We start from the raw sequence: 20,022 nt of genomic DNA on the forward strand, positions 1-20,022 counted from the left end.
ATCAGATATATACTGGATGGTATGAACAGATCGGACGTCATCCCCTCCCTCGTGCTCTCGGGGTACGCACTCGGCCGCATCGCCGCACAGGACGCCGGCAACGACGCTCCTGCCGCCCAGTGGCGCGTGCTCAGCCTGCTCGAGCAATCGGGCCCCAGACGCGTCGGCGAACTCGCCGCAGCAGCACGGACCACCCAGCCGGGGATGACGCGTCTGATCGGCGTACTGGAGCGCGACGGCCTCGTCCTCCGCTCTCCGGTCCCAGAGGACTCGCGGGCGATCGCGGTCGACATCACCGATGAGGGTGCCGGCGCGCTGAGCGCATGGCGCCGTGAGTTCCGGGACACCCTCGCTCCCCGATTCGCCGATCTCGGCGACGACGACTGGAGCATCCTCACCCGCGCGGCAGAGATCCTCGCCGCGCGCATCACCCCCGACTCGACAGGAGCATCAGAGTGAACACCCCCGCCCCCTCCGTGTGGAGGCAGCCAGCCCAGGTCTGGGCCGTCGCCTTCGCGTGCGTCGTCGCATTCATGGGCATCGGACTGGTCGACCCGATTCTCCCCGCGATCGCCGATTCGCTGCAGGCGAGTCCGTTCGAGACCGAGCTGCTCTTCACGAGCTACCTCGCGGTGACGGGGCTCGCGATGCTGGTCACCAGCTGGATCTCGAGCCGCATCGGCGCGAAGAAGACCCTCCTCATCGGTCTCGCTCTCATCGTCGTCTTCGCACTGCTGTGCGCACTCAGCGGCAGCGTCGACGCCGTGATCGGCTTCCGCGCCGGGTGGGGCCTCGGCAATGCGCTGTTCATCTCCACCGCGTTGGCGACGATCGTCGGCGCGGCGTCCGGCGGCAGCGCCGCGGCGATCATCCTGTACGAGGCAGCCCTCGGCCTCGGCATCGCGATCGGTCCGCTGCTCGGCGGGCTGCTGGGCGAGCAGAGCTGGCGCGCACCGTTCTTCGGCGTCGTGGTGCTCATGGCGATCGCCTTCCTCGCCGTCCTCTTGCTCCTGCGGGGGCCGGAGGAGAAGCGCACGCCTGTCCCGTTCTCGGCGCCGTTCACCGCGCTCCGTCGTCCCGCGCTCGCAGTGCTCGCCGTGGCCGCGTTCTTCTACAACATCGGCTTCTTCATCCTGCTTGCATTCTCGCCGTTCCCGCTCGGCTTCGGAGCGATGGGCATCGGGTTCACGTTCTTCGGCTGGGGCCTGGCACTGGCGATCACGAGCGTGTGGGTCGCTCCCCTGCTCATGCGTCGGATGTCGCGCACGAGGGTCATCCTCACCGTTCTCCCGCTCCTCGCGGTCGACCTCATCGTCGCCGGACTCCTCGTCGATTCCGCCGCGGCACTCGTCGTCTGCATCGTCGTCGGCGGACTGCTGCTCGGCATCATGAACACCGTGCTCACCGAGGCCGTGATGGAGGCCACCGACCTCCCGCGCTCGGTCGCCTCCTCCGCGTACTCCTCGGTCCGGTTCCTCGGCGGAGCGATCGCCCCGCCGCTGGCGGCCGCCCTGTGGCACGCCTTCTCCGCCACGGTTCCGTATCTGGTCGCGGCGATCGCCGTGCTCGTGGCGGCACTGACGGTGTTCCTCGGTCGCCGGGTGCTCTCGCACATCGACGACGAGCCCGATGACGCCGCCGTCGAGGACGCCGAGGCGATCCTGATGGGTGACGCCGCCTGACGGTGACGCCGCGTGATCGCCCGGCCTGCTGCGTTCGGTAGCGTGGAGGCTATGGACGCCCTCCCCGAACGCAGCAGGCCGGTGCAGCGGGACCTGGACGCGGCCGGCGTCGAGACCTCGATCCGGGTCCTCCCGGACTCCGCACGCACAGCGCAGGAAGCCGCCTCGGCGATCGGATGCGAGGTCGCGGCGATCGCGAACAGCCTCGTGTTCGTGGCCGACGGATCCCCTGTCCTGGTCATGACGAGCGGTGGCCATCGCGCCGACGTCGAGGTGCTGGCGCGCGAGATCGGCGCGAACGCCGTCTCGATGGCTCCCGCGTCCGTCGTCCGGGAAGCCACCGGCCAGGCCATCGGCGGCGTGGCGCCTGTGGGGCATCCTGCACCGTTGCGCACCTACCTCGACGAGTCGCTCGCGGCCCACGAGGAGATCTGGGCCGCCGCAGGGCATCCCCATACCGTGGTGCCGCTGACGTTCGAGGCGCTGCAGCGGCTGACCCGCGGAACCGTGATCCAGGTCGCCTGAGGACTCTACTTCACGGTCACCGTGATCTCGGCGCTCTCCTGGTCGGCCGCGTCTTCGGGTACAGCCCCACGGAAGCGGTACTCGAAGCGGATGACCGTCGTGCCGTCGCCCTCCGGCGCGAATCGGTAGGAGACCTCACTCGGGGCTCCGGTCTCGCCGTCGTCGCCGAGGTAGCGCGAGCGCTGCTCGCCCGGCTCGAGGACCGACGGGTCCGGCTCGTTCGTGATCACCCACTCCTCGCCGACCGTCGCGTTGACCTCGCCGAAGTCGACGACGAGGCTCTCGCCGGGCGCGAGCGTCACGGACGAGGTCGTGTGCTCGACGACCTTCTCGCTCGCCCCGGAGCAGCCGGTCAGTCCCAGTGCGAACAGCGCGGCGATCGCCCCCGCTGCGCACGCTCTCTGCAGTACTCGCATCACCACATCCCCCAAGCGTTTGCATCAAACTAGCGCACCGCGGGCTGCATGCGCGGCAACGCCGCGGACATGAAAAAGCCCCGATGACTGGCGAGAGTCATCGAGGCTGATCCGTGCACCCCCTCGGACTTGAACCGAGAACCCACTGATTAAGAGTCAGTTGCTCTGCCGATTGAGCTAGAGGTGCGTGGCCCGGGGAATCCCCCGGCCGAGGAATTACATTACCAGCCGATGGCCGCGGTGCGAAATCGAGCCGGGCTGGAGGCGACCGCCGCGCGTGTCGCCCCATGTCAAGCCCTCGCAGGGTCCGACGCGGGGGCGGTTATCCTGAGGGGGTGACCGCCTCCCCCCGCGCCGATCAGTTCTCGCTCGACCTCGAACTCGCCCTGCGACTCGCGGACGCGGCTGACGCGCAGTCCCTCCCCCGCTTCGACAGTCCCGACCTCGAGGTCTCGACCAAGGCGGACAGTTCGCACGTCACTGACGCGGACCTCGCGACGGAACGTGCGATCCGCGAGATCCTGACCGCCGAGCGTCCCGACGACGGCATCTTCGGCGAGGAGTTCGGCGCCGAGGGCAGCACGCATCGGCAGTGGATCATCGACCCGATCGACGGGACAGCGAACTTCCTGCGCGGAGTGCCGCTCTGGGGCACCATGATCGCGCTCGCCGTCGACGGCGTCCCCCAGGTGGGCGTGGTCAGCATGCCGGCGCTCGGACGCCGGTGGTGGGCGTCTGCGGGGGCCGGCGCGTGGACGGCGACGGATGCCGAGCCCCGCCGCATCCGCGCATCCTCCGTCGCGACTCTCGATGAGGCGAGCGTGAGCTTCCAGAGCATCACCCAGTGGGCGGAGTCGGGCCACCTCGAGCAGCTCCTGACCCTCGCGGATCGGGTCTGGCGCGACCGCGCGTACGGCGACATCTACGCCTACATGCTCCTCGCCGAGGGGCGCCTGGAGATGGTGGCGGAGTTCGGCGTCAAGGAGTACGACGTCGCCGCAGCCGTGCCGATCGTCCGCGAGGCGGGTGGGCGCATGACCGGTTTCGACGGAGCGGAGACGATCTCCGACCTCTCGACACTGGCCAGCAACGGTGTGCTCCACGACGCCTTCCTCGAACTGCTGCACGACTGATCCCCGACGAAGGCCCGCGACGATGAACCGCTTCACCTCTGCCGCTCTCGGCGCTCTGCTGCTCGCCGTCGCCCTCACGTCGTGCTCCGGCGCGCCGGAGACTGCCGCGTCCCCCACGCCTCAGGCTCCGAAGCCCTCGCCGACCGCCTCGGCGGAGCCGGCGTCTACGCCCACGCCGACCGCCGCTGCTGAGCCCGCCTGCGACACGATCGTGTCGGCCGGCACGGTCCAGGTCCTCACGGACCAGGGATGGACCTTCGAGGAGAAGGAGTTCGTGGTCGGCGGCGTGACCCTCGATCAGGGCCTGCTGTGCTTCTGGGCCGACTACACCGTCGCCTCCGACCACGGCCAGCTGTACGGCTGGTCCGAGATCAGTGCCGAGGATGCGGCGACCGCGCAGGCTGCCCTGCTGAAGGAGGGCTGGACGCGCGAGGACGGCGCGGACGGCGTGTACATCACCGAGAACCCGCAGTTCGCGATGGGCGTCGATGAGGACGGCTACGGCATGACGTATTTGTTCGGCGACGGCTGGGTGAAGTTCGCCGACACCAGGCAGGGCCTGATCCTCATCGAGTGGGCCGGCTGATCGCCCCCTCCGCCGGCGTCACTCGACCGGCGCGTCGATGACCTCGTCGACGAGCATGATCCCGCCGGTGGAGTTCACCGACTGCATGAGGTCTTCGATCCACCGCGAGTTGAGCTGAGGCTGCTCGGGCTCGTCGAAGCTGAAGCGCAGCGGGATGGACGGGTGGATCCAGATCGTCGACCGACCGCCGGGTTCTCCCTCGGTGTGCTGCCACGACAGGGTGAAGCTCTCCTGCCGACGGAGTTTGGTCGCGATGACGATCTTCAGGTGCGCGAGGGCGCGATCCTCGATGTGGATCGGCACATCAGACGCGCCATAGAACAGCGTTGCCATGCGCCCAGAATACTGGTCTGCGGTCGGGCGTCCAGAACGGCGACGCCTCGTGTCGCGGTGTATCGTCGCTCGCATGAGCGATCCCCTCACGGACATCGCGGCTGATCTCTACACCGGCTCGCTGGACGACTTCGTGAGCGCCCGGAACGAGCGCGCCGCAGCGGCGGACGACCGCGAACTCGCCACCCGGATCCGGGCGCTGCGCAAGCCCTCGGTCGCGGCCTGGGTCGTCAACGTCTTCGCCCGGGAACGAGCCGCTCAACTGGGCGAGGCGCTGCAGCTGGCGCAGGAGCTGCGCGAGGCGCAGGACGATCTGGACGCCCGGGCTCTGTCGCAGTTGGGCCGTGACCGACGAGCCCTCACCCGACGGCTCGCAGCGACCGCCGTGGAGCTGGCCGAGGCGCGGGGCGAGCGCGTCACGGCCTCGACCCAGGACGCCGTGCAGCAGACGATCACCGCCGCATTCTTCGACCCGGATGCCGCGGCGGCCGTCGCCTCGGGGCGGCTCATCCGCGAGCTCGAGCCGTCCGGCACCTTCGCCGACATCGTCGACACCCTGGTGGGCGGTGGCGCCCCCGCTCCGCCCGACCTTCCCGACGCGCCCGTCGACGAGGTGACGGCTCGCCGGGAGCGCCGGCAGCGGGAGCGCGCGCTGAGGGATGCCGAACAGGTCCTGCACCGTGCCGAGCGCGAGGCCGCCGCCACGGACCGCGCTCTCCGGGATGCCTCGCTGAAGGTCGACGAGCTCGCCCGGCGAGAGCGCGAACTCGAGAAGGAGCTGGAGTCCGTCCGTCGGGACGCCGACCGCGCACGGGCCGACGCCGCGGAGGCAGGCGGACGGCAGGCGGAGCTCGCCCAGCGCGTGGCGGACGCCGAGGACGCTGTGCAGGAGGCACAGCGCGCGCTCGAAGGCGATCAGCGCAGCTGACCCGCCCGAATCTCGAGGTGCCCGGACACGGAAGAACCCCGGGGCCGGTGCATGCGCACGACCTCGGGGTTCTCACTCCTGTGACAGCGACCTGGTGGAGCTGGGGGGAATCGAACCCCCGTCCAACGCTGAGTCTCCACGCCTTCTCCGGGCGCAGTCTGTGAAGACGTTCTGCTCGGCTCCGACCTTTGTCACAGACACCTAAGTCGACGAGCCCAGCCTGGGAAGAGTCCCACGTGACGTCCAGACGCCGTCACGCAGCAAGATTCCTAGATGACGCCAGGATCCGTATCGGAATCACATACGGCCTGACGGACTATCGGGCTCGCTTATGCAGCGAGGGCGAAGTCGTTGCGCTTGGTTTCGGCAACTATTTTTTTGCAGAGAGCGTTTACGAGATAACTCTGCATCCTCGGCCCGCTTCTCGTGGATTCACAGGCGCTGTCGAAACCGATCAGCCCCGTGGTCCTTCTCTCGAAGGAGCCGCTGTCACACTGTGGAGTTTTCAACCCGGGAACCGGAGTCCCCGAGCCTCATAGACTACAACGTCCCGGGCTCGGATGCCATTCCCCGACTCCCCCGGTGCTCGCGTAGAGTCGCCCCATGAGCGATGTCACCGTCACCGTCCGCGGCGAGCACGAAGCGCGTCTAGCCCCCGAACGCGCCACCATCCGCGTCAGCGTGCGAGCCGAGGGCCCCGAGCGTGCGGCCGTCGTCGATCGCGTCATGCGACTCGCCGAGCCCGTGCGCGAGAGCATCACCGCGCGCCAGGAGGGCGGCTCGGTCGTGGACTGGAGCAGCAAGCGACTGTCGGTGCGCGCCGACCGCCCCTGGAACAACGAGGGAAAGCGGCTGGCGCCCGTGTACTACGCGAGCATCGATCTGACCGCGACTTTCGCCGAGGCATCCGAGCTCTCGATCTGGGTGTCCGATGTCTCCCCCTGGGACGGCGTCGAGCTCGGCTGGGTCGACTGGCACCTGACGCCGGAGACCACGGCGCGCGTGGAGCGCGAGGTGGCAGCCGAGGCGGTCAGGGTCGCCGTCGCACGAGCCCAGGCATACGCGACGGCACTGGGACTCGGCGATGTCGTCCCCCTCGAGATCGCCGATGTCGGGCTCATCGCGCCCACGCCCACGCAGCCCATGGCCGGTATGGCGAAGGCACGAGGCGCCGCACTCATGTCGGCCGACGCCGGCGGCGGCTCGATGGAGTACGAACCCGACGAGATCGTGATCTCCGCGACGGTCGAGGCGCGATTCCTCGCACGCTGACCATCGCTCGGGCTCGGGCTCTCGCTCAGACTCCCGCGGCGAACGGGGCGAGGTCGGCAGCGAGACGCTCGGACACTCTCGCATGCACGACGGTGCCCTCCTCGCTGTGATCCACCGACAACAGCATCCCGGTCTCATGGATCGCCGCTACCAGGTCTCCACGGTCGTACGGCACCACCGCGTGCACTTCGATCGCCGGCTTCGGGAGAGCCTCTTCGATCGCCGCACGCAGCTCCTCGATGCCCTCCCCCGATCGTGACGACACGAAATGCGCCTTGGGCTCGAGGCCCTGCAGCACGAGACGCTCGCCGTCGTCGATGAGGTCGGCCTTGTTGAAGACCACGAGCTCGGGCATGTCACGCACGCCGACATCGCCCATCACATCGCGGACCGTCTGGAGCTGACCGGCCGGATCCGGGTGCGACCCGTCCACGACGTGCAGCACGACGTCGGCATCGCCGACCTCTTCGAGCGTCGAACGGAACGCCTCCACCAGCTGATGAGGCAGGTTGCGGACGAAGCCGACGGTGTCGGTCAGTGTGTACACGCGGCCGTCCGAGGTCTCCGAGCGGCGCACCGTCGCGTCCAGGGTCGCGAACAGGGCGTTCTCGACGAGGACCCCGGCGCTCGTGAGCGCATTCAGGAGGCTCGACTTTCCCGCGTTCGTGTAGCCGGCGATGGCCACGGACGGGATCGTGTTGCGCTTGCGCTCAGCCCGCTTCGCTTCGCGAGCAGGGCCGAAGTCCCGGATCTGCCGACGCAGCAGCGCCATCTTGGTGCGGATGCGGCGCCTGTCGAGCTCGATCTTCGTCTCACCCGGACCACGCGACCCCATACCGGCACCGCCCGCGCCGACCTGGCCACCCGCCTGGCGGCTCATCGAGTCACCCCACCCGCGCAGACGCGGCAGCAGGTACTCGAGCTGCGCGAGCTCGACCTGCGCCTTGCCCTCGCGGCTCTTCGCGTGCTGGCTGAAGATGTCGAGGATCACGGTGGTGCGGTCGATCACCTTGACCTTGACCACGTCTTCGAGGGCGCGTCGCTGGCTGGGGGCCAGCTCAGTGTCGGCGATGACGGTGTCAGCACCGGTCGCGGCGACGATGTCCTTGAGCTCCTGAGCCTTGCCGCGTCCGATGTAGGTCGCGGCGTCGGGATGCGGCCGTCGCTGGAGCACGCCGTCGAGCACCACTGCTCCGGCCGTCTCCGCCAGGGCCGCCAGCTCACGGAGGGAGTTCTCGGCATCCTCCTGAGCGCCCTGCGGATACACGCCGACGAGCACCACGTTCTCGAGGCGCAGTTGGCGGTACTCGACCTCGGTGACGTCTTCGAGCTCCGTGGAGAGGCCACCGACTCGCCGCAGCGCGTGGCGGTCCTCGAGGTCCCACTGGTCGCCGTCCGAGGACGCGTGGGACGCGGTCGCGTCGTCCTGCAGCGCCTGTGCGGCGCCGAAGACACGAGCCTCCGTCCGCTTCTCGGCATTCGCGAGCACGCGATCGACTGCTTCGTCACCGGTGGAGGGTGTGCTGGTCTCCGTCATCCGTCCCTTATCTCTGGGTTTTGTTGCGAGCCTTAACCTTAGCCCGCGCTGTCCGCTACGCTCACGGTATGGGGTCCGACCATTACTTCACCGCGGCCCCGGCAAGCCCCGAGAACCTGCGTACGATCCGTGTGACGCTCGCAGGCCGTGAGCTGGACGTCACAACCGCTGGTGGCGTCTTCAGCCCGGATCGGCTGGATGCCGGTACTGCCGTCCTTCTCGCAAACATGCCTCCCGTCCCGCCGGGAGGTCACCTTCTCGACCTCGGAAGCGGGTGGGGACCGATCACGCTCTCGATGGCACTCGCCGCTCCGCACGCCACCGTGTGGGCGGTCGATGTGAACGAGCGAGCCCTGGATCTCGTGCGTCGGAACGCAGCGGCTCATGGTCTCACCAATGTCAACGCGTCATTGCCGCAGGATGTTCCCGCCGACGTCACGTTCCGCTCGATACGGTCGAACCCGCCGATCCGGGTCGGCAAGAACGAACTGCACGGACTGCTGGAGAAGTGGATCCCGCGCCTCGACGAGCGCAGCGATGCCTGGCTGGTCGTGCAGCGCAATCTCGGTGCCGACTCGCTGCAGCGCTGGATCGGGGCGACGTTCCAGCCGGGATTCAGCGTGTACCGCACAGCGACGGCCAAGGGCTACCGCGTGCTGAAGGTGCGCAAGCACGGCACTCCCCCGACCGAGCCGATCTCCGTCGTCTGACTCGGCCCGTCGCGCCGTCCTTCCGAGGATCAGATCAGGTCGATCTCGCCGCTGAAGACGAGCTGCGCCGGGCCGGACAGCGCGACGTGCTCACCGTCCTCCGCCGGGAACATCCGGACCCCCAGCGTGCCGCCGGGAACCTCCACGCGCCAGTGGTTCGGCGCTTTGTCGCCGGCCCAGTACCGCACAGCCAGGGCCGTTGCTGCGACCCCGGTGCCGCAGCTCAGGGTCTCGCCCACACCGCGCTCCGACACGCGCATGGTGACGTGGCCGATGCCATCACGCACGAGCGGCTCACCGGGGACGACGAACTCGACGTTCGCCCCCGCCGGCAGCTCGGGATCGAGCAGCGGCGACCGGTGCAGCTCGAGCGAGGAGAGTTCTGCGTCGGACGCGAGAGCGACCACGACATGCGGATTCCCGACGTCGATGCCGAGACCCGGCCGAGCGACCGGCAGTCCGTCGGCCGTGACGAGCGGATCGTCGCCGGACAGCTTCCAGAGGCCCAGGTCGACCTGATACCCGGTCTCACTGCGGGTCACGTCGCGCACGCCCGCTCGCGTTCCGATCGGGAGCGTGGAGCCGGGCTCGATCGTCGCGAGTCCCGAGCGCACCAGAAAGTGCGCGAAGACACGGATGCCGTTGCCGCACATCTCGGCGATCGAGCCGTCGGCGTTGCGATAGTCCATGAACCATTCCGCTGCGGGCTCCTCGGCCAGCGCTGCGGCGCCATCGGGAATGGCCACCGAGCGGACGACCCTCAGAATGCCGTCTGCGCCGATGCCGAAGTGCCGATCGCACAACACGGCGACCTGCTCCGAGGTCAATTCGAGAGCGCCGTCCGGATCGGCGATGATGACGAAGTCGTTGCCGGTGCCGTGCCCTTTGGTGAATGCGACCATTCGTCCAGTCTAGGAGCCCGGCACCACTCGACGTGTCGAGTGGCCACCCTCGACGCGTCGAGCGCTCAGCCCCGCAGCACGCGATAGCGCCCGCAGAGGAAGTTGCGGTTGCGCGCGACGTCGAGAAGCTCGAGGTCGAGCTGTCTCGGCAGCAGCGGAGCTCCCGACCCCAGCGTCACCGGCGCATACTGCACCCACACCTCGTCGAGGAGTCCCGCATCCGCGAACTGCCCCGCGAGGCCTCCTCCGCCGACGACCCACAGATCCTTGCCCCCTGCGGCAGTGACCATCTCGGCGTGCACGTCTGCGACGTCACCGCTCGTCAGGCGAACATCTGCTCCCTCCGGCACCGCCAGAGATCGATGGGTGAACACCCACGTCGGCTGCGTGTAGCCCCAGCGTCCGTCTTCGTGACGCATGACCCATTCGAACGTGGACGCGCCCATCGCGAGGGCGCCGATCGTCTGCTCGAACGCCGGATAGGCCATCGGGCCGTCCTGGTCGATGTCCTGCTTCAGGAGCCAGTCCAGCGAATGCTCCTCGGTCGCGATGAAACCGTCGAGACTGCTTGCGGTGTAGAAGTGCGTCGCCATGGGTTCATGGTGACACCGACCACCGACATCTGCGAGGCAGCCGCAGTGAGACGGTCAGCCCCGCAGGAGCGCTTCGGCGTCCACGGGCGGTTCGAGCCACCTGATCTCGGGGTAGCGCTTGAACCAGGAGGCCTGACGACGCGCATAGCGACGGGTGAGCGCCTGAGTCTCCGCGATCGCCTCCGACTCGCTCAGACGACCGTCCAGCTGACCGAGTGCCTGTGCGTACCCGATGGCGCGCGGAGCAGTCGTGCCGGCTTCGAGTCCCTGCTCGCGCAGCATCCGCACCTCATCCACCAGGCCGGACTCCCACATCCGGTCGACGCGCGCGTCGAGCCGTTCGACGAGGGCGGAGCGGTCCACGTGCAGGCCGATCACCCTGGTGTCGGCGTGCCACAGCGTCGGCTTCTCCGGGAGCGCCGCGCCGTGGGTCGTGCCGCCCTGTTCGATGACCTCCAGCGCGCGGACGATGCGCCTGTCGTTGCGGGGGTCGACGCGGCGCGCCGTCTCGGGGTCGAGCGCGCGCAGACGCTCGAGCAGCGCGGCCGCTCCGTGGGCCTCGAGTTCGCTCTCGAGTCGCCTGCGGACCGTCGGATCACGCGGCGGGAACCGGAAGTCGTAGATCACGCTGGACACGTATAGACCGGAGCCGCCGACCAGGATCGCGTCGCCTCCACGGCTCCAGATGTCGAAGACGGCCTGACGCGCTCGCGGCTGATACCAGGCCACGGCGGCGTCGTCCCGAACCTCCCTCACGTCGAACAGGTGGTGTGGGATGCTACGGCGCTCGTCGACCGGCAGCTTGGCCGTGCCGATGTCCATCCCGCGGTAGAGCTGCATCGCATCCGCGTTGACGATCTCCGCGGCGTTGCCCTCCCGTCGGAGAGCATCGGCGAGATCGAGCGCGAGGTCGCTCTTGCCGGTTCCCGTCGCGCCGACGATCGCCCAGAGGCGCTGCCCCTCGGACGTACTCGCGCTCGGGGTGGTCACACGCCGATGCGCAGCGTCGGAAGCCCGAGGGAGACGGCGCGGGGCGCGCCGTCGGCAGCCGGGGCTGGCACAGCGCACGAGTCCGCCTGCGCACGATCCCAGGCGTCTCCGCCACGAGTGCGTCGGATTCGCAACGGAGCCCCTGAGGGGTCGTCGGCGAGCAGGTGGAAGGGAGCCGCGTGGGTGACGGTCACCGTGACGACGTCTCCAGGGCGCGGCACCGCCGAACCGGGGGTGACCTCGAAGTGCACGAGGCGGTTGTCCTCGCCGCGGCCGGTGAGGCGGTGCGTCTCCGCATCCTTCTTGCCCTCACCCGTCGATACGAGCACCTCGACTTCGCGGCCGACCTGCTTCTGGTTCTCTTCGAGCGAGATCCGCTCCTGCAGGGCGAGAAGGCGGTTGTAGCGTTCCTGCACGACCGCCTTGGGCACCTGGTCTTCCATCGTCGCCGCCGGCGTGCCCTCGCGGATCGAGTACTGGAAGGTGAACGCGCTCGAGAAGCGCGCCTGCTCGACGACTCTCATCGTGTCTTCGAAGTCCTCGTCGGTCTCACCGGGGAAGCCGACGATGATGTCCGTGGTGATCGCCGCGTGCGGGATCCGCTCGCGAACCCGATCGAGGATCCCGAGGAAGCGTTCGCTGCGGTACGAGCGGCGCATCGCCTTGAGGATCCGGTCGCTCCCCGACTGCAGAGGCATGTGGAGCTGCGGCATGACGGCCGGCGTCTCGGCCATCGCATCGATGACGTCGTCGGTGAAGGCGGCAGGGTGCGGGCTCGTGAAGCGGATGCGCTCGAGTCCGTCGATCTCGCCCGCGGCACGGAGCAGCTTGCCGAACGCCTGCCGGTCGCCGAACTCGACGCCGTACGAGTTCACGTTCTGCCCGAGGAGCGTGACCTCGATCGCCCCGTCATCGACGAGCAGCCGGATCTCGTTCAGGATGTCGCCAGGACGACGGTCCTTCTCCTTGCCTCGCAGGCTCGGGACGATGCAGAAGGTGCAGGTGTTGTTGCAGCCGACCGAGATCGACACCCAGCCGCTGTGCGCGGAATCCCGCTTGGTCGGGAGCGTGGACGGGAAGACCTCGAGCGACTCGAGGATCTCCAACTCCGCGTCACCGTTGTGACGTGCCCGCTCGAGAAGCCCCGGGAGCGAGCCCATGTTGTGAGTCCCGAAGACGACGTCGACCCACGGTGCCTTGTCGAGAACGGCCTGCTTGTCCATCTGCGCCAGACAGCCGCCGACGGCGATCTGCATGCCGTCCTTTCGCCGCTTCACCGCAGCGAGCTGGCCCAGGGTTCCGTAAAGCTTCCCCGCCGCGTTGTCGCGCACGGCGCAGGTGTTGATGATCACGACATCGGGCTCGTCGCCGACGGCGGCGCGCACATACCCGGCGCTCTCGAGCGACCCCGACAGGCGCTCCGAATCGTGGACGTTCATCTGGCACCCGAAGGTGCGCACCTCGTACGAACGCTGCCGTCCGTCGAGGTCGAATGCTGCCGACGACGAGCTGATGATCGTCGGCTCACTGCGAGGGATAGTCATGATCTCCCTATTCTACGAGCGCTTCGATGCACCGTGAGCGAGGAACGACCGAGTGCCGACGCTCTGGACGCCCGGGGGAACAGTCAGTCGGACTCGACGAAACGGACGCCCGACGTCGGACGGCCGGACGTCACCTCGGACAGAGCCGCCTTCGCTGCCGTCATCGCGACGGAGCCGTTGTATCCCCGCCTGGCCAGCTGTCCCATCAGGCGACGCAACGCGGTGTCACCGTCGAGTCGCGCCATGCTGCGTGCCTTTGTCCGTGCGTACTCCAGCGCACGATCGGCGTCGTCGTCCGGGAGCTCATCGAGAGCGGCATCGATCACGTCGCGGGGAATGCCGCGCTGTGCGAGGGCCCTCGACAGAGCGACCCTTCCCTGGCCTTTGCGCTCGACACCGGAGGTCACCAGCTGCCCGGCCAGTATCGCGTCGTCGAGGTAGCCGCGCCGGCAGAAGTCGTCGATCACCTCGTCGATGACCGCCGGATCGAGCCTGCTCGACTCACGCTCGTACCCCCTGAGCACCAGACGCGCCTCGGAGAGAGACAGCGACCTCGACCTCAGCTTGCGAACGAGGAGCTCCTCCGCCCCTTCACGCAACTGCTGCGGATCGATGGGAGATGCGTCGCCGGCCGGCGAGCCACCGGCGCTCTGCGGCTGCAGAGCACGGAGGCGCGGCACTGTTCGCGCGCCACCGCGCGCCGGATGACGATCGCTCGGACCCTGTGTCTCCAGAGAGGCGATCGGGCGTGACCGCCCTGCCTTCTCTTGTGCGATGGTTCCGTCACGGCTGTCAGTCCACGTCGAACGCCAGGACGCCTCAGCACCGGCGGCAGTCGCAGCTGGATCGTCAGCCCCTCGGTCGAGCTCACCCTCCACGGGAGACGGACCTGCCGTTTTCCGCCCGAACAGCGGGATGACGGGGGCGATCTGTTCGGAATCGCCCCCGCCGTCACTCACTGTGCGCTCCTGCCACGAATGATCCCGGAGCGATCATGATCACGCGGGGCGACGCTCGGCGAGCTCGTCGGCCGGTGCGTCGACGGCTCCGCCGATGCCGAGCTTCTGCTTGATCTGCGACTCGATCGCCAGCGCGATGTCAGGGTTCTTCAGAAGGAACGTGCGAGCGTTCTCCTTACCCTGCCCGAGCTGGTCGCCGTCGTAGGTGTACCAGGAACCGGACTTCTTCACGATGCCGTGCTCGACGCCGAAGTCGATCAGGCTGCCCTCACGGGAGATGCCGACGCCGTAGAGGATGTCGAACTCCGCCTGCTTGAACGGCGGTGCCATCTTGTTCTTGACGACCTTGACCCTGGTGCGGTTACCGACGGCGTCGGTGCCGTCCTTGAGAGTCTCGATGCGGCGGATGTCCATCCGGACGGACGCGTAGAACTTCAGCGCCTTTCCACCTGCGGTCGTCTCGGGCGAGCCGAAGAAGACGCCGATCTTCTCGCGCAGCTGGTTGATGAAGATCATCGTGGTGTTCGTCTGGTTGAGTCCACCCGTCAGCTTTCGCAGAGCCTGCGACATCAGTCGAGCCTGCAGACCGACGTGGGAGTCTCCCATCTCGCCCTCGATCTCTGCGCGCGGCACGAGGGCGGCGACGGAGTCGATGACGATCAGGTCGATGGCGCCGGATCGGACCAGCATGTCGGCGATCTCGAGAGCCTGCTCACCGGTGTCCGGCTGCGACACGAGAAGCGCGTCGATGTCGACGCCCAGCTTGGCTGCGTAGTCGGGATCGAGCGCATGCTCGGCGTCGATGAAGGCGGCGATACCGCCGGCGCGCTGAGCGTTCGCGATCGCGTGCAGCGTCAGCGTCGTCTTACCCGAGGACTCAGGTCCGTAGATCTCGACGATTCTTCCACGCGGGAGGCCTCCGACGCCGAGCGCGACGTCGAGGGCGATGGAGCCCGTCGGGATGACGGCCACAGGGGCGCGCTCATCACTGCCCAGTCGCATGACCGAGCCCTTTCCGAACTGGCGATCGATCTGGGCGAGGGCGGTCTCGAGGGACTTCTCGCGGTCAGCGGGTGATGGCATGACGTGCTCCTAATGCTCGCGTGGTGCCGCCTGTAGGCTGTCGCGGTCCTCCCGGCTGGGCGGAACTCTCCGACAAGGCGTATGGCTCTTGGCTTGCTTTCACCGTACGAGGCACCTCCGACATTGCGTCGCCAGCACCACGAAACGGGGAGAACGAACCCTCCGAACCACTTGTGCAGAACACTACGCCGGTTTCGAACAGATCTTCGACGACACGCCGACCACAGCGTGTCGGGGATCCGAAGACGATGGACGCAGAGGCGCGTCAGCGGCGGCGCGGCTCCAGACGACCTGCACCATGGCGGCGCTCGATCGGCACGTCGGTCTCGACGCAGAGCGCGAGCCAGATGTCACGAGGAGGCACGCCGGCATCCAGCGCCTCATCTGCTGTGCGCCCCCCGAGCTGCGTCAGGACGAGGTCGCTGACGAGCGAAGAAGCACGTCCGCCGAACTCATCGTCGACGGCACGGAGGAACTCACTGCGACGCATGATCGATCAGGCCGAGCAGACGCTCAGTGGAGCGAGAGCTCGGGTTCGATCGAGGCGACGAGATCGTCGGGAACGACATCAGGGAACACCTGGATGCCTTCGAGGACCGAGATGCGGTCTCCGACCTCGCGCATGATGGTCGAGATCGGGACGTCGAGTGCGTCGGCGACCGATGCGAGAATCTCGCTCGATGCCTCCTTCTGGCCCCGTTCCACCTCACTGAGGTAGCCGAGAGCGACAGACGCCTTGCTTGCAACCTGCCGGAGCGTACGCCCCTTCTGCAGGCGGAAGTCCCTCAGCACATCGCCGATTTCCTGTCGTACAAGAATCATCGGAACCTCCTCCCAGATCGCCTTCTCGAGGTCTCCCTCGATGAGACCGCCAGTCTAGTCTTACCGACCTTCACAAAATCTACCTTCGCACGCTGTGCAATCGGTGTGAGCACATCGGAGATAACGGATCATGCGCGTCGTCTATTCCCGAGCGAGTCTGCTCAGCAGCGCGAGCGCCGCATCCACCGCCTGCGAGCGGACGGCGGCTCGATCGCCTGCGAAGACGAAGGCCTCGGTCCGGGACGCGATCGGCGTCACGACTGCGATGTGCACCGTGCCGACAGGCTGGCCGTCCGGCGAGTCCGGCCCCGCGATCCCGGTGGTCGAGACGCCGACGTCGGCATCCCGTCCGTCGACCCGCACCGCCCGGCGGACTCCGACGGCCATCTGGCGTGCCACCTCGGCTCGGACAGGGCCCTGCGTCGACAGCAGGTGCTCGTCGACTCCGAGCAGAGTGTGCTTCACCGGCGTCGCGTATGCGACGACGGCCCCGAGCAGCACCGACGACGCACCCGGGACGGAGACCAGCTCCGCGGCGACGGCGCCGCCCGTGAGCGACTCCGCCACGCCCAGGGTCCAGCCCCGTGCATCGAGCGCGGACAGCGCGTCGGCCGCCGTCGTCACCGTGCGTGCCTTGCGCCTCTGACCTGGGCGACGATGTAGTCGATCCCGCTCGCGACGGTGAGGATGAGCACCACGATCATCAGGACGACGGTCACGAGGACCCATGCCTCCACCCCGATGAGCACGTACAGCGGAAGCAGCGCCCACGACAGGGCGACGCCCTGGACCGCAGTCTTGATCTTGCCCATCCATGCGGCAGCGACCACGTGCTCTTTCGCCACCATCAGGCGGTGCACCGTGATGCCCCACTCCCGGATCAGGATCACGACGACGATCCACCACTGCAGCTCGCCGAGCACCGCGAGACCGATGAAGCCCGCACCCGTGAGCAGCTTGTCGGCGATCGGATCCCAGAGCTTGCCGAAGTCGCTGACGATGTCGTAGCGCCGGGCGAGGTACCCGTCGACCCAGTCCGTGGAGATCGCGACGATGAAGAGGATCGCTGCGATCCAGCGCACCGCGATGTCCGCCAGACCAAAGGTGCCGCCGAGCAGGAGCAGGACGAAGAAGACGACCGCCAGCGGGATGCGGGCGATGGTGATCGCGTTCGGAAGCTGCCGTGGAATAGCCATCACTCGCGCCCCGTCAGTCCCCAGGCGTCTTCATCGCCCTCCGATTCCGATTCGACCACGGGAAGGCCCTGATACTGGGCCTCGACCGGGTCGTGGGGAGCGCCTGAGGCCATCGCCGAGGACGCGGCGGGTGCCGAGGACGGCGCTGCGGGCACATCCTCGCCGCGCAGCTTCGCCATGACCTGCGGGAGCTGCTCGGCCGTCGCGAGCACGTCTCTCGCCTTGGATCCCTCGGAGGGACCGACGATCTCGCGCGACTCCAGCAGGTCCATCAGGCGTCCTGCCTTCGCAAAGCCGACGCGCAGCTTGCGCTGGAGCATCGAGGTCGAGCCGAATTGCGACGAGACGATCAGCTCGGCGGCCGCCAGCAGCAGCTCGAGATCGTCTCCGATGTCCTCGTCGACCTCCTTCTTCTTCGTCGGCTCCAGGGCTTCCTGCACGTCGGCACGGTAGTCGGGACGGGCCTGACGGGTGACGTGCTTGACGACGGCGTCGATCTCCTTCTCGTCCACCCAGGCACCCTGAAGGCGGAAGGGCTTCGAGGAGCCCATCGGCGAGAAGAGCGCGTCACCCTGACCGATCAGCTTGTCCGCGCCCGGGCTGTCGAGGATGACCCGGCTGTCCGTGACGCTGGTCACCGCGAACGCCAGGCGGGACGGGACGTTCGCCTTGATCAGACCCGTCACCACGTCGACGCTCGGACGCTGCGTGGCGAGCACGAGGTGGATCCCCGACGCTCGGGCCAGCTGCGTGATGCGGACGATCGAGTCCTCGACGTCACGCGGTGCGACCATCATCAGGTCGGCGAGCTCGTCGACCACCACGAGAAGGTACGGATAGGGCTTGAGGACACGCTCGCTGCCCACGGGCAGATCGATCTCATTGGCCCTGACCGCTCTGTTGAAGTCATCGATGTGACGGAAGCCGAACGACGCGAGGTCGTCGTACCGCATGTCCATCTCCTTCACGACCCACTGCAGCGCCTCGGCGGCCTTCTTCGGGTTCGTGATGATGGGGGTGATCAGGTGCGGCACACCCGCGTAGCTCGTCAGCTCGACACGCTTCGGGTCGATCAGCACCATCCGCACGTCGGAGGGACGCGCGCGCATCAGCAGGCTCGTGATCATCGAGTTCACGAAGCTCGACTTACCCGACCCGGTGGAGCCGGCGACGAGCAGGTGAGGCATCTTCGCAAGGTTCGCGATGACGATGTTGCCGCCGACGTCCTTGCCGACACCGATGGTCATGGGGTGCGTGCTCTTGTGCGCCGCGGGTGAGCGCAGCACGTCGCCGAGGGCGACCATCTCCTTGTCGGCGTTGGGGATCTCGATGCCGATCGCGCTCTTGCCGGGGATCGGCGAGAGGATGCGGACATCATTGGATGCGACGGCATAGGCGAAGTTGTTGCTGAGCTGCAGGATCTTCTCGACCTTGACCCCGTGCCCGACCTCGACCTCGTACTGAGTCACCGTCGGACCCCGCGAGAAGCCGGTGACCTTGGCGTCCACCTTGAACTGCGTCAGGACGCTGGTGATCTGCTCGATCACCTTGTCGGTGGCCTCGGACCTCGCGACCGGAGGCGGCCCCTCGACCAGCAGCCCTGGCGAGGGCAGCACGTACGGAGCGACAGGGGCCTGCGGGCCCTTCTCCCCCGGGCCGGCGGTTCCGAAGCCGTCGAGCCCCGGCAGCTCCGGCATCTCTCCCGTGTCGGACTCGTCGTCGAGCAGCGCCGTGGACTGCTGCCCGGCCAGCGACTCCGTCACGGCGCGCACGTCGGAGAGCACCTCGGTCGCGGCGTCGTAGGGATCTTCCACCACGACCGCCTGGTCGTAGGCAGGGGTGGGCTCCGAGGTCGTCAGCAGGGCGGTGATGTCGTCGGAGCCGAGGGTCCCCTCGTCCGGGTCCTCCTCGCGTCCGGTCTTGTTGCGGCGCCACCAGGGCAGCACGTCGGGGTCGTCCGACTTGTCCGCCTCGTCGATCGCCGCGGCGTCCTTCGCCGGCTTCTCGACGCGTTCGGCGTCGAACATCCACGCGTACAGGTCGCCCAGACGCTGACCGATGCGGTTCGGCGGGGTCTTGGTGAGGATGAGGATGCTGAGGCCAGCGAGGAGTGCCAGCACGATGTAGGCGCCCACCGGCGTCAGATAGGACAGCGGCTCGCCGACCATCCAGCCGAACAGGCCGCCGGCGTCGCTCAACGCGAGCATCCCCTGCCGCGGTTGCGCGCGGACGAGGACCCCTGCGGAATCGACGTGACCGGCCGCGATGTGGCAGAACCCGGCGAGGGTGAGCACGAAGAGACCGAAGCCGATGCCGATGCGTCCGTTGTCATGGACCGATGAGGGGTGGCGGAACAGCCATCCGGCGAGCAGGAGCAGCAGTACCGGCATCACGAAGGCGACGCGTCCGACGAGCGCGCCGACGGAATAGGCGCTGATGTTGGTCGCCACCTCGTTGCCGATGAAGAACCACTCGTTCACGGCGCCCGCGACCGCGAGGAGGACCAGGAGGAACGGGAACCCGTCACGCCTGTCATCTTTCTCGAGCGTCTCGGGACCGAACGCGCGGAAGAGCCCACCGACCCCGTGCGCGAGGCCGCCCCATGCGCGAACGGCGACCGGCGGCTTGTCGAGCTCGTCGATGTACTTCTTCGGCGCAGCCTGAGCCTTCGGAGCTGCCTGCCTCTTGGGGCGAGGCGTGGCGCTCTCGGATGCGCGCGCTGACTTCGTGGAACTCCTGGCCATGTTCTCACGTTACGACGGGAGGGCGACATTGCCCGTAATGACGCGGCTTTCCGGCGTCTTCCGCACG

Annotated in this window: 22 protein-coding genes, 1 tRNA gene and 1 other RNA gene; 8 read left to right on the plus strand and 16 right to left on the minus strand. The window is 68.1% G+C overall.

Annotation, left to right across the window (positions count from 1 at the left end; all coding sequences use genetic code 11):
* Positions 1-21 precede the first annotated feature (21 nt).
* From BLW44_RS11285 to BLW44_RS11295, 3 genes are read left to right on the plus strand one after another with little or no spacing between them, the layout of a single operon-like run.
* Complete coding sequence (locus BLW44_RS11285) at positions 22-459, plus strand: MarR family winged helix-turn-helix transcriptional regulator (protein WP_060925781.1); 438 nt, start codon at positions 22-24, stop codon at positions 457-459.
* Positions 456-1,682, plus strand: a complete 1,227-nt coding sequence (locus tag BLW44_RS11290) for an MFS transporter (RefSeq protein ID WP_060925780.1) — start codon at positions 456-458, stop codon at positions 1,680-1,682. The genes BLW44_RS11285 and BLW44_RS11290 overlap by 4 nt, the downstream gene beginning before the upstream one ends.
* Before the next feature lie 51 nt (positions 1,683-1,733).
* Positions 1,734-2,207: a YbaK/EbsC family protein gene (locus BLW44_RS11295; protein WP_060925779.1), complete on the plus strand. Its 474-nt coding sequence runs from the start codon at positions 1,734-1,736 to the stop codon at positions 2,205-2,207.
* A 5-nt stretch (positions 2,208-2,212) separates the two neighbouring features.
* Here BLW44_RS11295 and BLW44_RS11300 read toward each other — a convergent pair whose 3' ends face one another.
* Together BLW44_RS11300 and BLW44_RS11305 are read right to left on the minus strand one after the other, a co-directional pair.
* Positions 2,213-2,623 carry a protease inhibitor I42 family protein gene (locus BLW44_RS11300; RefSeq protein ID WP_060925778.1) on the minus strand — a complete coding sequence of 137 codons (411 nt, stop codon included), beginning with the start codon at positions 2,621-2,623 and terminating at the stop codon, positions 2,213-2,215.
* 114 nt (positions 2,624-2,737) lie between these two features.
* Positions 2,738-2,810: transfer RNA gene (locus BLW44_RS11305), tRNA-Lys, on the minus strand.
* A 148-nt stretch (positions 2,811-2,958) separates the two neighbouring features.
* Here BLW44_RS11305 and BLW44_RS11310 point away from each other — a divergent pair.
* Entirely contained in the window at positions 2,959-3,756 is a 798-nt protein-coding gene (locus BLW44_RS11310) for an inositol monophosphatase family protein (protein ID WP_060925777.1), read from the plus strand.
* Between the two features lie 22 nt (positions 3,757-3,778).
* Entirely contained in the window at positions 3,779-4,342 is a 564-nt protein-coding gene (locus tag BLW44_RS11315; protein WP_060925776.1) for a hypothetical protein, read from the plus strand.
* A gap of 18 nt (positions 4,343-4,360) precedes the next feature.
* Here the strand turns inward: BLW44_RS11315 and BLW44_RS11320 are convergent, their stop codons facing one another.
* Positions 4,361-4,675 (minus strand): DUF7882 family protein, encoded by a 315-nt coding sequence (locus BLW44_RS11320; protein WP_060925775.1) that lies wholly within the window; start codon positions 4,673-4,675, stop codon positions 4,361-4,363.
* A gap of 73 nt (positions 4,676-4,748) precedes the next feature.
* Here BLW44_RS11320 and BLW44_RS11325 point away from each other — a divergent pair, with 73 nt between their 5' ends.
* Positions 4,749-5,603 (plus strand): hypothetical protein, encoded by an 855-nt coding sequence (locus tag BLW44_RS11325; RefSeq protein WP_060925774.1) that lies wholly within the window; start codon positions 4,749-4,751, stop codon positions 5,601-5,603.
* Positions 5,604-5,695: 92 nt separating this feature from the next.
* Here BLW44_RS11325 and ssrA read toward each other — a convergent pair.
* Positions 5,696-6,065, minus strand: a transfer-messenger RNA (tmRNA) gene (ssrA, locus tag BLW44_RS11330).
* A 141-nt stretch (positions 6,066-6,206) separates the two neighbouring features.
* Between ssrA and BLW44_RS11335 the strand changes: the two genes are divergently transcribed.
* A complete protein-coding gene (locus BLW44_RS11335) occupies positions 6,207-6,875 on the plus strand; it encodes an SIMPL domain-containing protein (protein WP_060925773.1) in 669 nt (222 codons plus the stop codon).
* Between the two features lie 25 nt (positions 6,876-6,900).
* Here the strand turns inward: BLW44_RS11335 and hflX are convergent, their stop codons facing one another.
* Positions 6,901-8,412 carry a GTPase HflX gene (gene hflX, locus BLW44_RS11340; RefSeq protein ID WP_060925772.1) on the minus strand — a complete coding sequence of 504 codons (1,512 nt, stop codon included), beginning with the start codon at positions 8,410-8,412 and terminating at the stop codon, positions 6,901-6,903.
* A 68-nt stretch (positions 8,413-8,480) separates the two neighbouring features.
* On the opposite strand from hflX, the gene BLW44_RS11345 reads away from it, so the two are divergent.
* Positions 8,481-9,122, plus strand: coding sequence for a class I SAM-dependent methyltransferase (locus tag BLW44_RS11345; protein WP_060925771.1), 642 nt, complete (start codon positions 8,481-8,483; stop codon positions 9,120-9,122).
* 29 nt (positions 9,123-9,151) lie between these two features.
* Here the strand turns inward: BLW44_RS11345 and dapF are convergent, their stop codons facing one another.
* The 11 genes from dapF to BLW44_RS11400 form a co-directional block, all read right to left on the minus strand.
* Positions 9,152-10,024, minus strand: a complete 873-nt coding sequence (dapF, locus tag BLW44_RS11350; protein ID WP_060925770.1) for a diaminopimelate epimerase — start codon at positions 10,022-10,024, stop codon at positions 9,152-9,154.
* A gap of 65 nt (positions 10,025-10,089) precedes the next feature.
* Entirely contained in the window at positions 10,090-10,617 is a 528-nt protein-coding gene (locus tag BLW44_RS11355; RefSeq protein ID WP_060925769.1) for a dihydrofolate reductase family protein, read from the minus strand.
* 54 nt (positions 10,618-10,671) lie between these two features.
* Positions 10,672-11,607 (minus strand): tRNA (adenosine(37)-N6)-dimethylallyltransferase MiaA, encoded by a 936-nt coding sequence (gene miaA, locus BLW44_RS11360; protein WP_060925768.1) that lies wholly within the window; start codon positions 11,605-11,607, stop codon positions 10,672-10,674.
* Positions 11,604-13,151, minus strand: a complete 1,548-nt coding sequence (gene miaB / locus BLW44_RS11365) for a tRNA (N6-isopentenyl adenosine(37)-C2)-methylthiotransferase MiaB (RefSeq protein WP_060925767.1) — start codon at positions 13,149-13,151, stop codon at positions 11,604-11,606. The genes miaA and miaB overlap by 4 nt, the downstream gene beginning before the upstream one ends.
* A gap of 83 nt (positions 13,152-13,234) precedes the next feature.
* Positions 13,235-13,831, minus strand: coding sequence for a regulatory protein RecX (locus BLW44_RS11370; protein WP_060925766.1), 597 nt, complete (start codon positions 13,829-13,831; stop codon positions 13,235-13,237).
* Positions 13,832-14,149: 318 nt separating this feature from the next.
* Complete coding sequence (recA, locus tag BLW44_RS11375; protein WP_060925765.1) at positions 14,150-15,193, minus strand: recombinase RecA; 1,044 nt, start codon at positions 15,191-15,193, stop codon at positions 14,150-14,152.
* 265 nt (positions 15,194-15,458) lie between these two features.
* Complete coding sequence (locus BLW44_RS11380) at positions 15,459-15,683, minus strand: DUF3046 domain-containing protein (RefSeq protein WP_060925764.1); 225 nt, start codon at positions 15,681-15,683, stop codon at positions 15,459-15,461.
* A 23-nt stretch (positions 15,684-15,706) separates the two neighbouring features.
* Positions 15,707-16,015 (minus strand): helix-turn-helix domain-containing protein, encoded by a 309-nt coding sequence (locus tag BLW44_RS11385; protein WP_060925763.1) that lies wholly within the window; start codon positions 16,013-16,015, stop codon positions 15,707-15,709.
* A 141-nt stretch (positions 16,016-16,156) separates the two neighbouring features.
* Positions 16,157-16,639 (minus strand): CinA family protein, encoded by a 483-nt coding sequence (locus tag BLW44_RS11390; protein WP_060925762.1) that lies wholly within the window; start codon positions 16,637-16,639, stop codon positions 16,157-16,159.
* Positions 16,636-17,211 (minus strand): CDP-diacylglycerol--glycerol-3-phosphate 3-phosphatidyltransferase, encoded by a 576-nt coding sequence (gene pgsA / locus BLW44_RS11395; RefSeq protein ID WP_060925761.1) that lies wholly within the window; start codon positions 17,209-17,211, stop codon positions 16,636-16,638. Before pgsA ends, BLW44_RS11390 begins: the two co-directional genes overlap by 4 nt.
* Positions 17,211-19,955, minus strand: coding sequence for an FtsK/SpoIIIE family DNA translocase (locus tag BLW44_RS11400; protein WP_060925760.1), 2,745 nt, complete (start codon positions 19,953-19,955; stop codon positions 17,211-17,213). The genes pgsA and BLW44_RS11400 overlap by 1 nt, the downstream gene beginning before the upstream one ends.
* Positions 19,956-20,022: the final 67 nt, after the last annotated feature.

The sequence above is a fragment of the Microbacterium hydrocarbonoxydans genome (assembly GCF_900105205.1).
In the GTDB taxonomy this organism is placed as follows: Bacteria; Actinomycetota; Actinomycetes; order Actinomycetales; family Microbacteriaceae; genus Microbacterium; species Microbacterium hydrocarbonoxydans.

Excerpts from the sequence above, each read along its gene's own strand:
- BLW44_RS11345 (WP_060925771.1), top strand. The coding sequence starts at position 8,481 with ATGGGGTCCGACCATTACTTCACCGCGGCCCCGGCAAGCCCCGAGAAC.
- BLW44_RS11300 (WP_060925778.1), bottom strand. The coding sequence starts at position 2,623 with ATGCGAGTACTGCAGAGAGCGTGCGCAGCGGGGGCGATCGCCGCGCTG.
- BLW44_RS11355 (WP_060925769.1), bottom strand. The coding sequence starts at position 10,617 with ATGGCGACGCACTTCTACACCGCAAGCAGTCTCGACGGTTTCATCGCG.
- BLW44_RS11400 (WP_060925760.1), bottom strand. The coding sequence starts at position 19,955 with ATGGCCAGGAGTTCCACGAAGTCAGCGCGCGCATCCGAGAGCGCCACG.
- BLW44_RS11385 (WP_060925763.1), bottom strand. The coding sequence starts at position 16,015 with ATGATTCTTGTACGACAGGAAATCGGCGATGTGCTGAGGGACTTCCGC.
- hflX (WP_060925772.1), bottom strand. The coding sequence starts at position 8,412 with ATGACGGAGACCAGCACACCCTCCACCGGTGACGAAGCAGTCGATCGC.
- BLW44_RS11335 (WP_060925773.1), top strand. The coding sequence starts at position 6,207 with ATGAGCGATGTCACCGTCACCGTCCGCGGCGAGCACGAAGCGCGTCTA.
- recA (WP_060925765.1), bottom strand. The coding sequence starts at position 15,193 with ATGCCATCACCCGCTGACCGCGAGAAGTCCCTCGAGACCGCCCTCGCC.
- BLW44_RS11295 (WP_060925779.1), top strand. The coding sequence starts at position 1,734 with ATGGACGCCCTCCCCGAACGCAGCAGGCCGGTGCAGCGGGACCTGGAC.
- miaB (WP_060925767.1), bottom strand. The coding sequence starts at position 13,151 with ATGACTATCCCTCGCAGTGAGCCGACGATCATCAGCTCGTCGTCGGCA.
- BLW44_RS11325 (WP_060925774.1), top strand. The coding sequence starts at position 4,749 with ATGAGCGATCCCCTCACGGACATCGCGGCTGATCTCTACACCGGCTCG.
- dapF (WP_060925770.1), bottom strand. The coding sequence starts at position 10,024 with ATGGTCGCATTCACCAAAGGGCACGGCACCGGCAACGACTTCGTCATC.
- BLW44_RS11285 (WP_060925781.1), top strand. The coding sequence starts at position 22 with ATGAACAGATCGGACGTCATCCCCTCCCTCGTGCTCTCGGGGTACGCA.
- BLW44_RS11315 (WP_060925776.1), top strand. The coding sequence starts at position 3,779 with ATGAACCGCTTCACCTCTGCCGCTCTCGGCGCTCTGCTGCTCGCCGTC.
- pgsA (WP_060925761.1), bottom strand. The coding sequence starts at position 17,211 with ATGGCTATTCCACGGCAGCTTCCGAACGCGATCACCATCGCCCGCATC.
- BLW44_RS11320 (WP_060925775.1), bottom strand. The coding sequence starts at position 4,675 with ATGGCAACGCTGTTCTATGGCGCGTCTGATGTGCCGATCCACATCGAG.
- BLW44_RS11380 (WP_060925764.1), bottom strand. The coding sequence starts at position 15,683 with ATGCGTCGCAGTGAGTTCCTCCGTGCCGTCGACGATGAGTTCGGCGGA.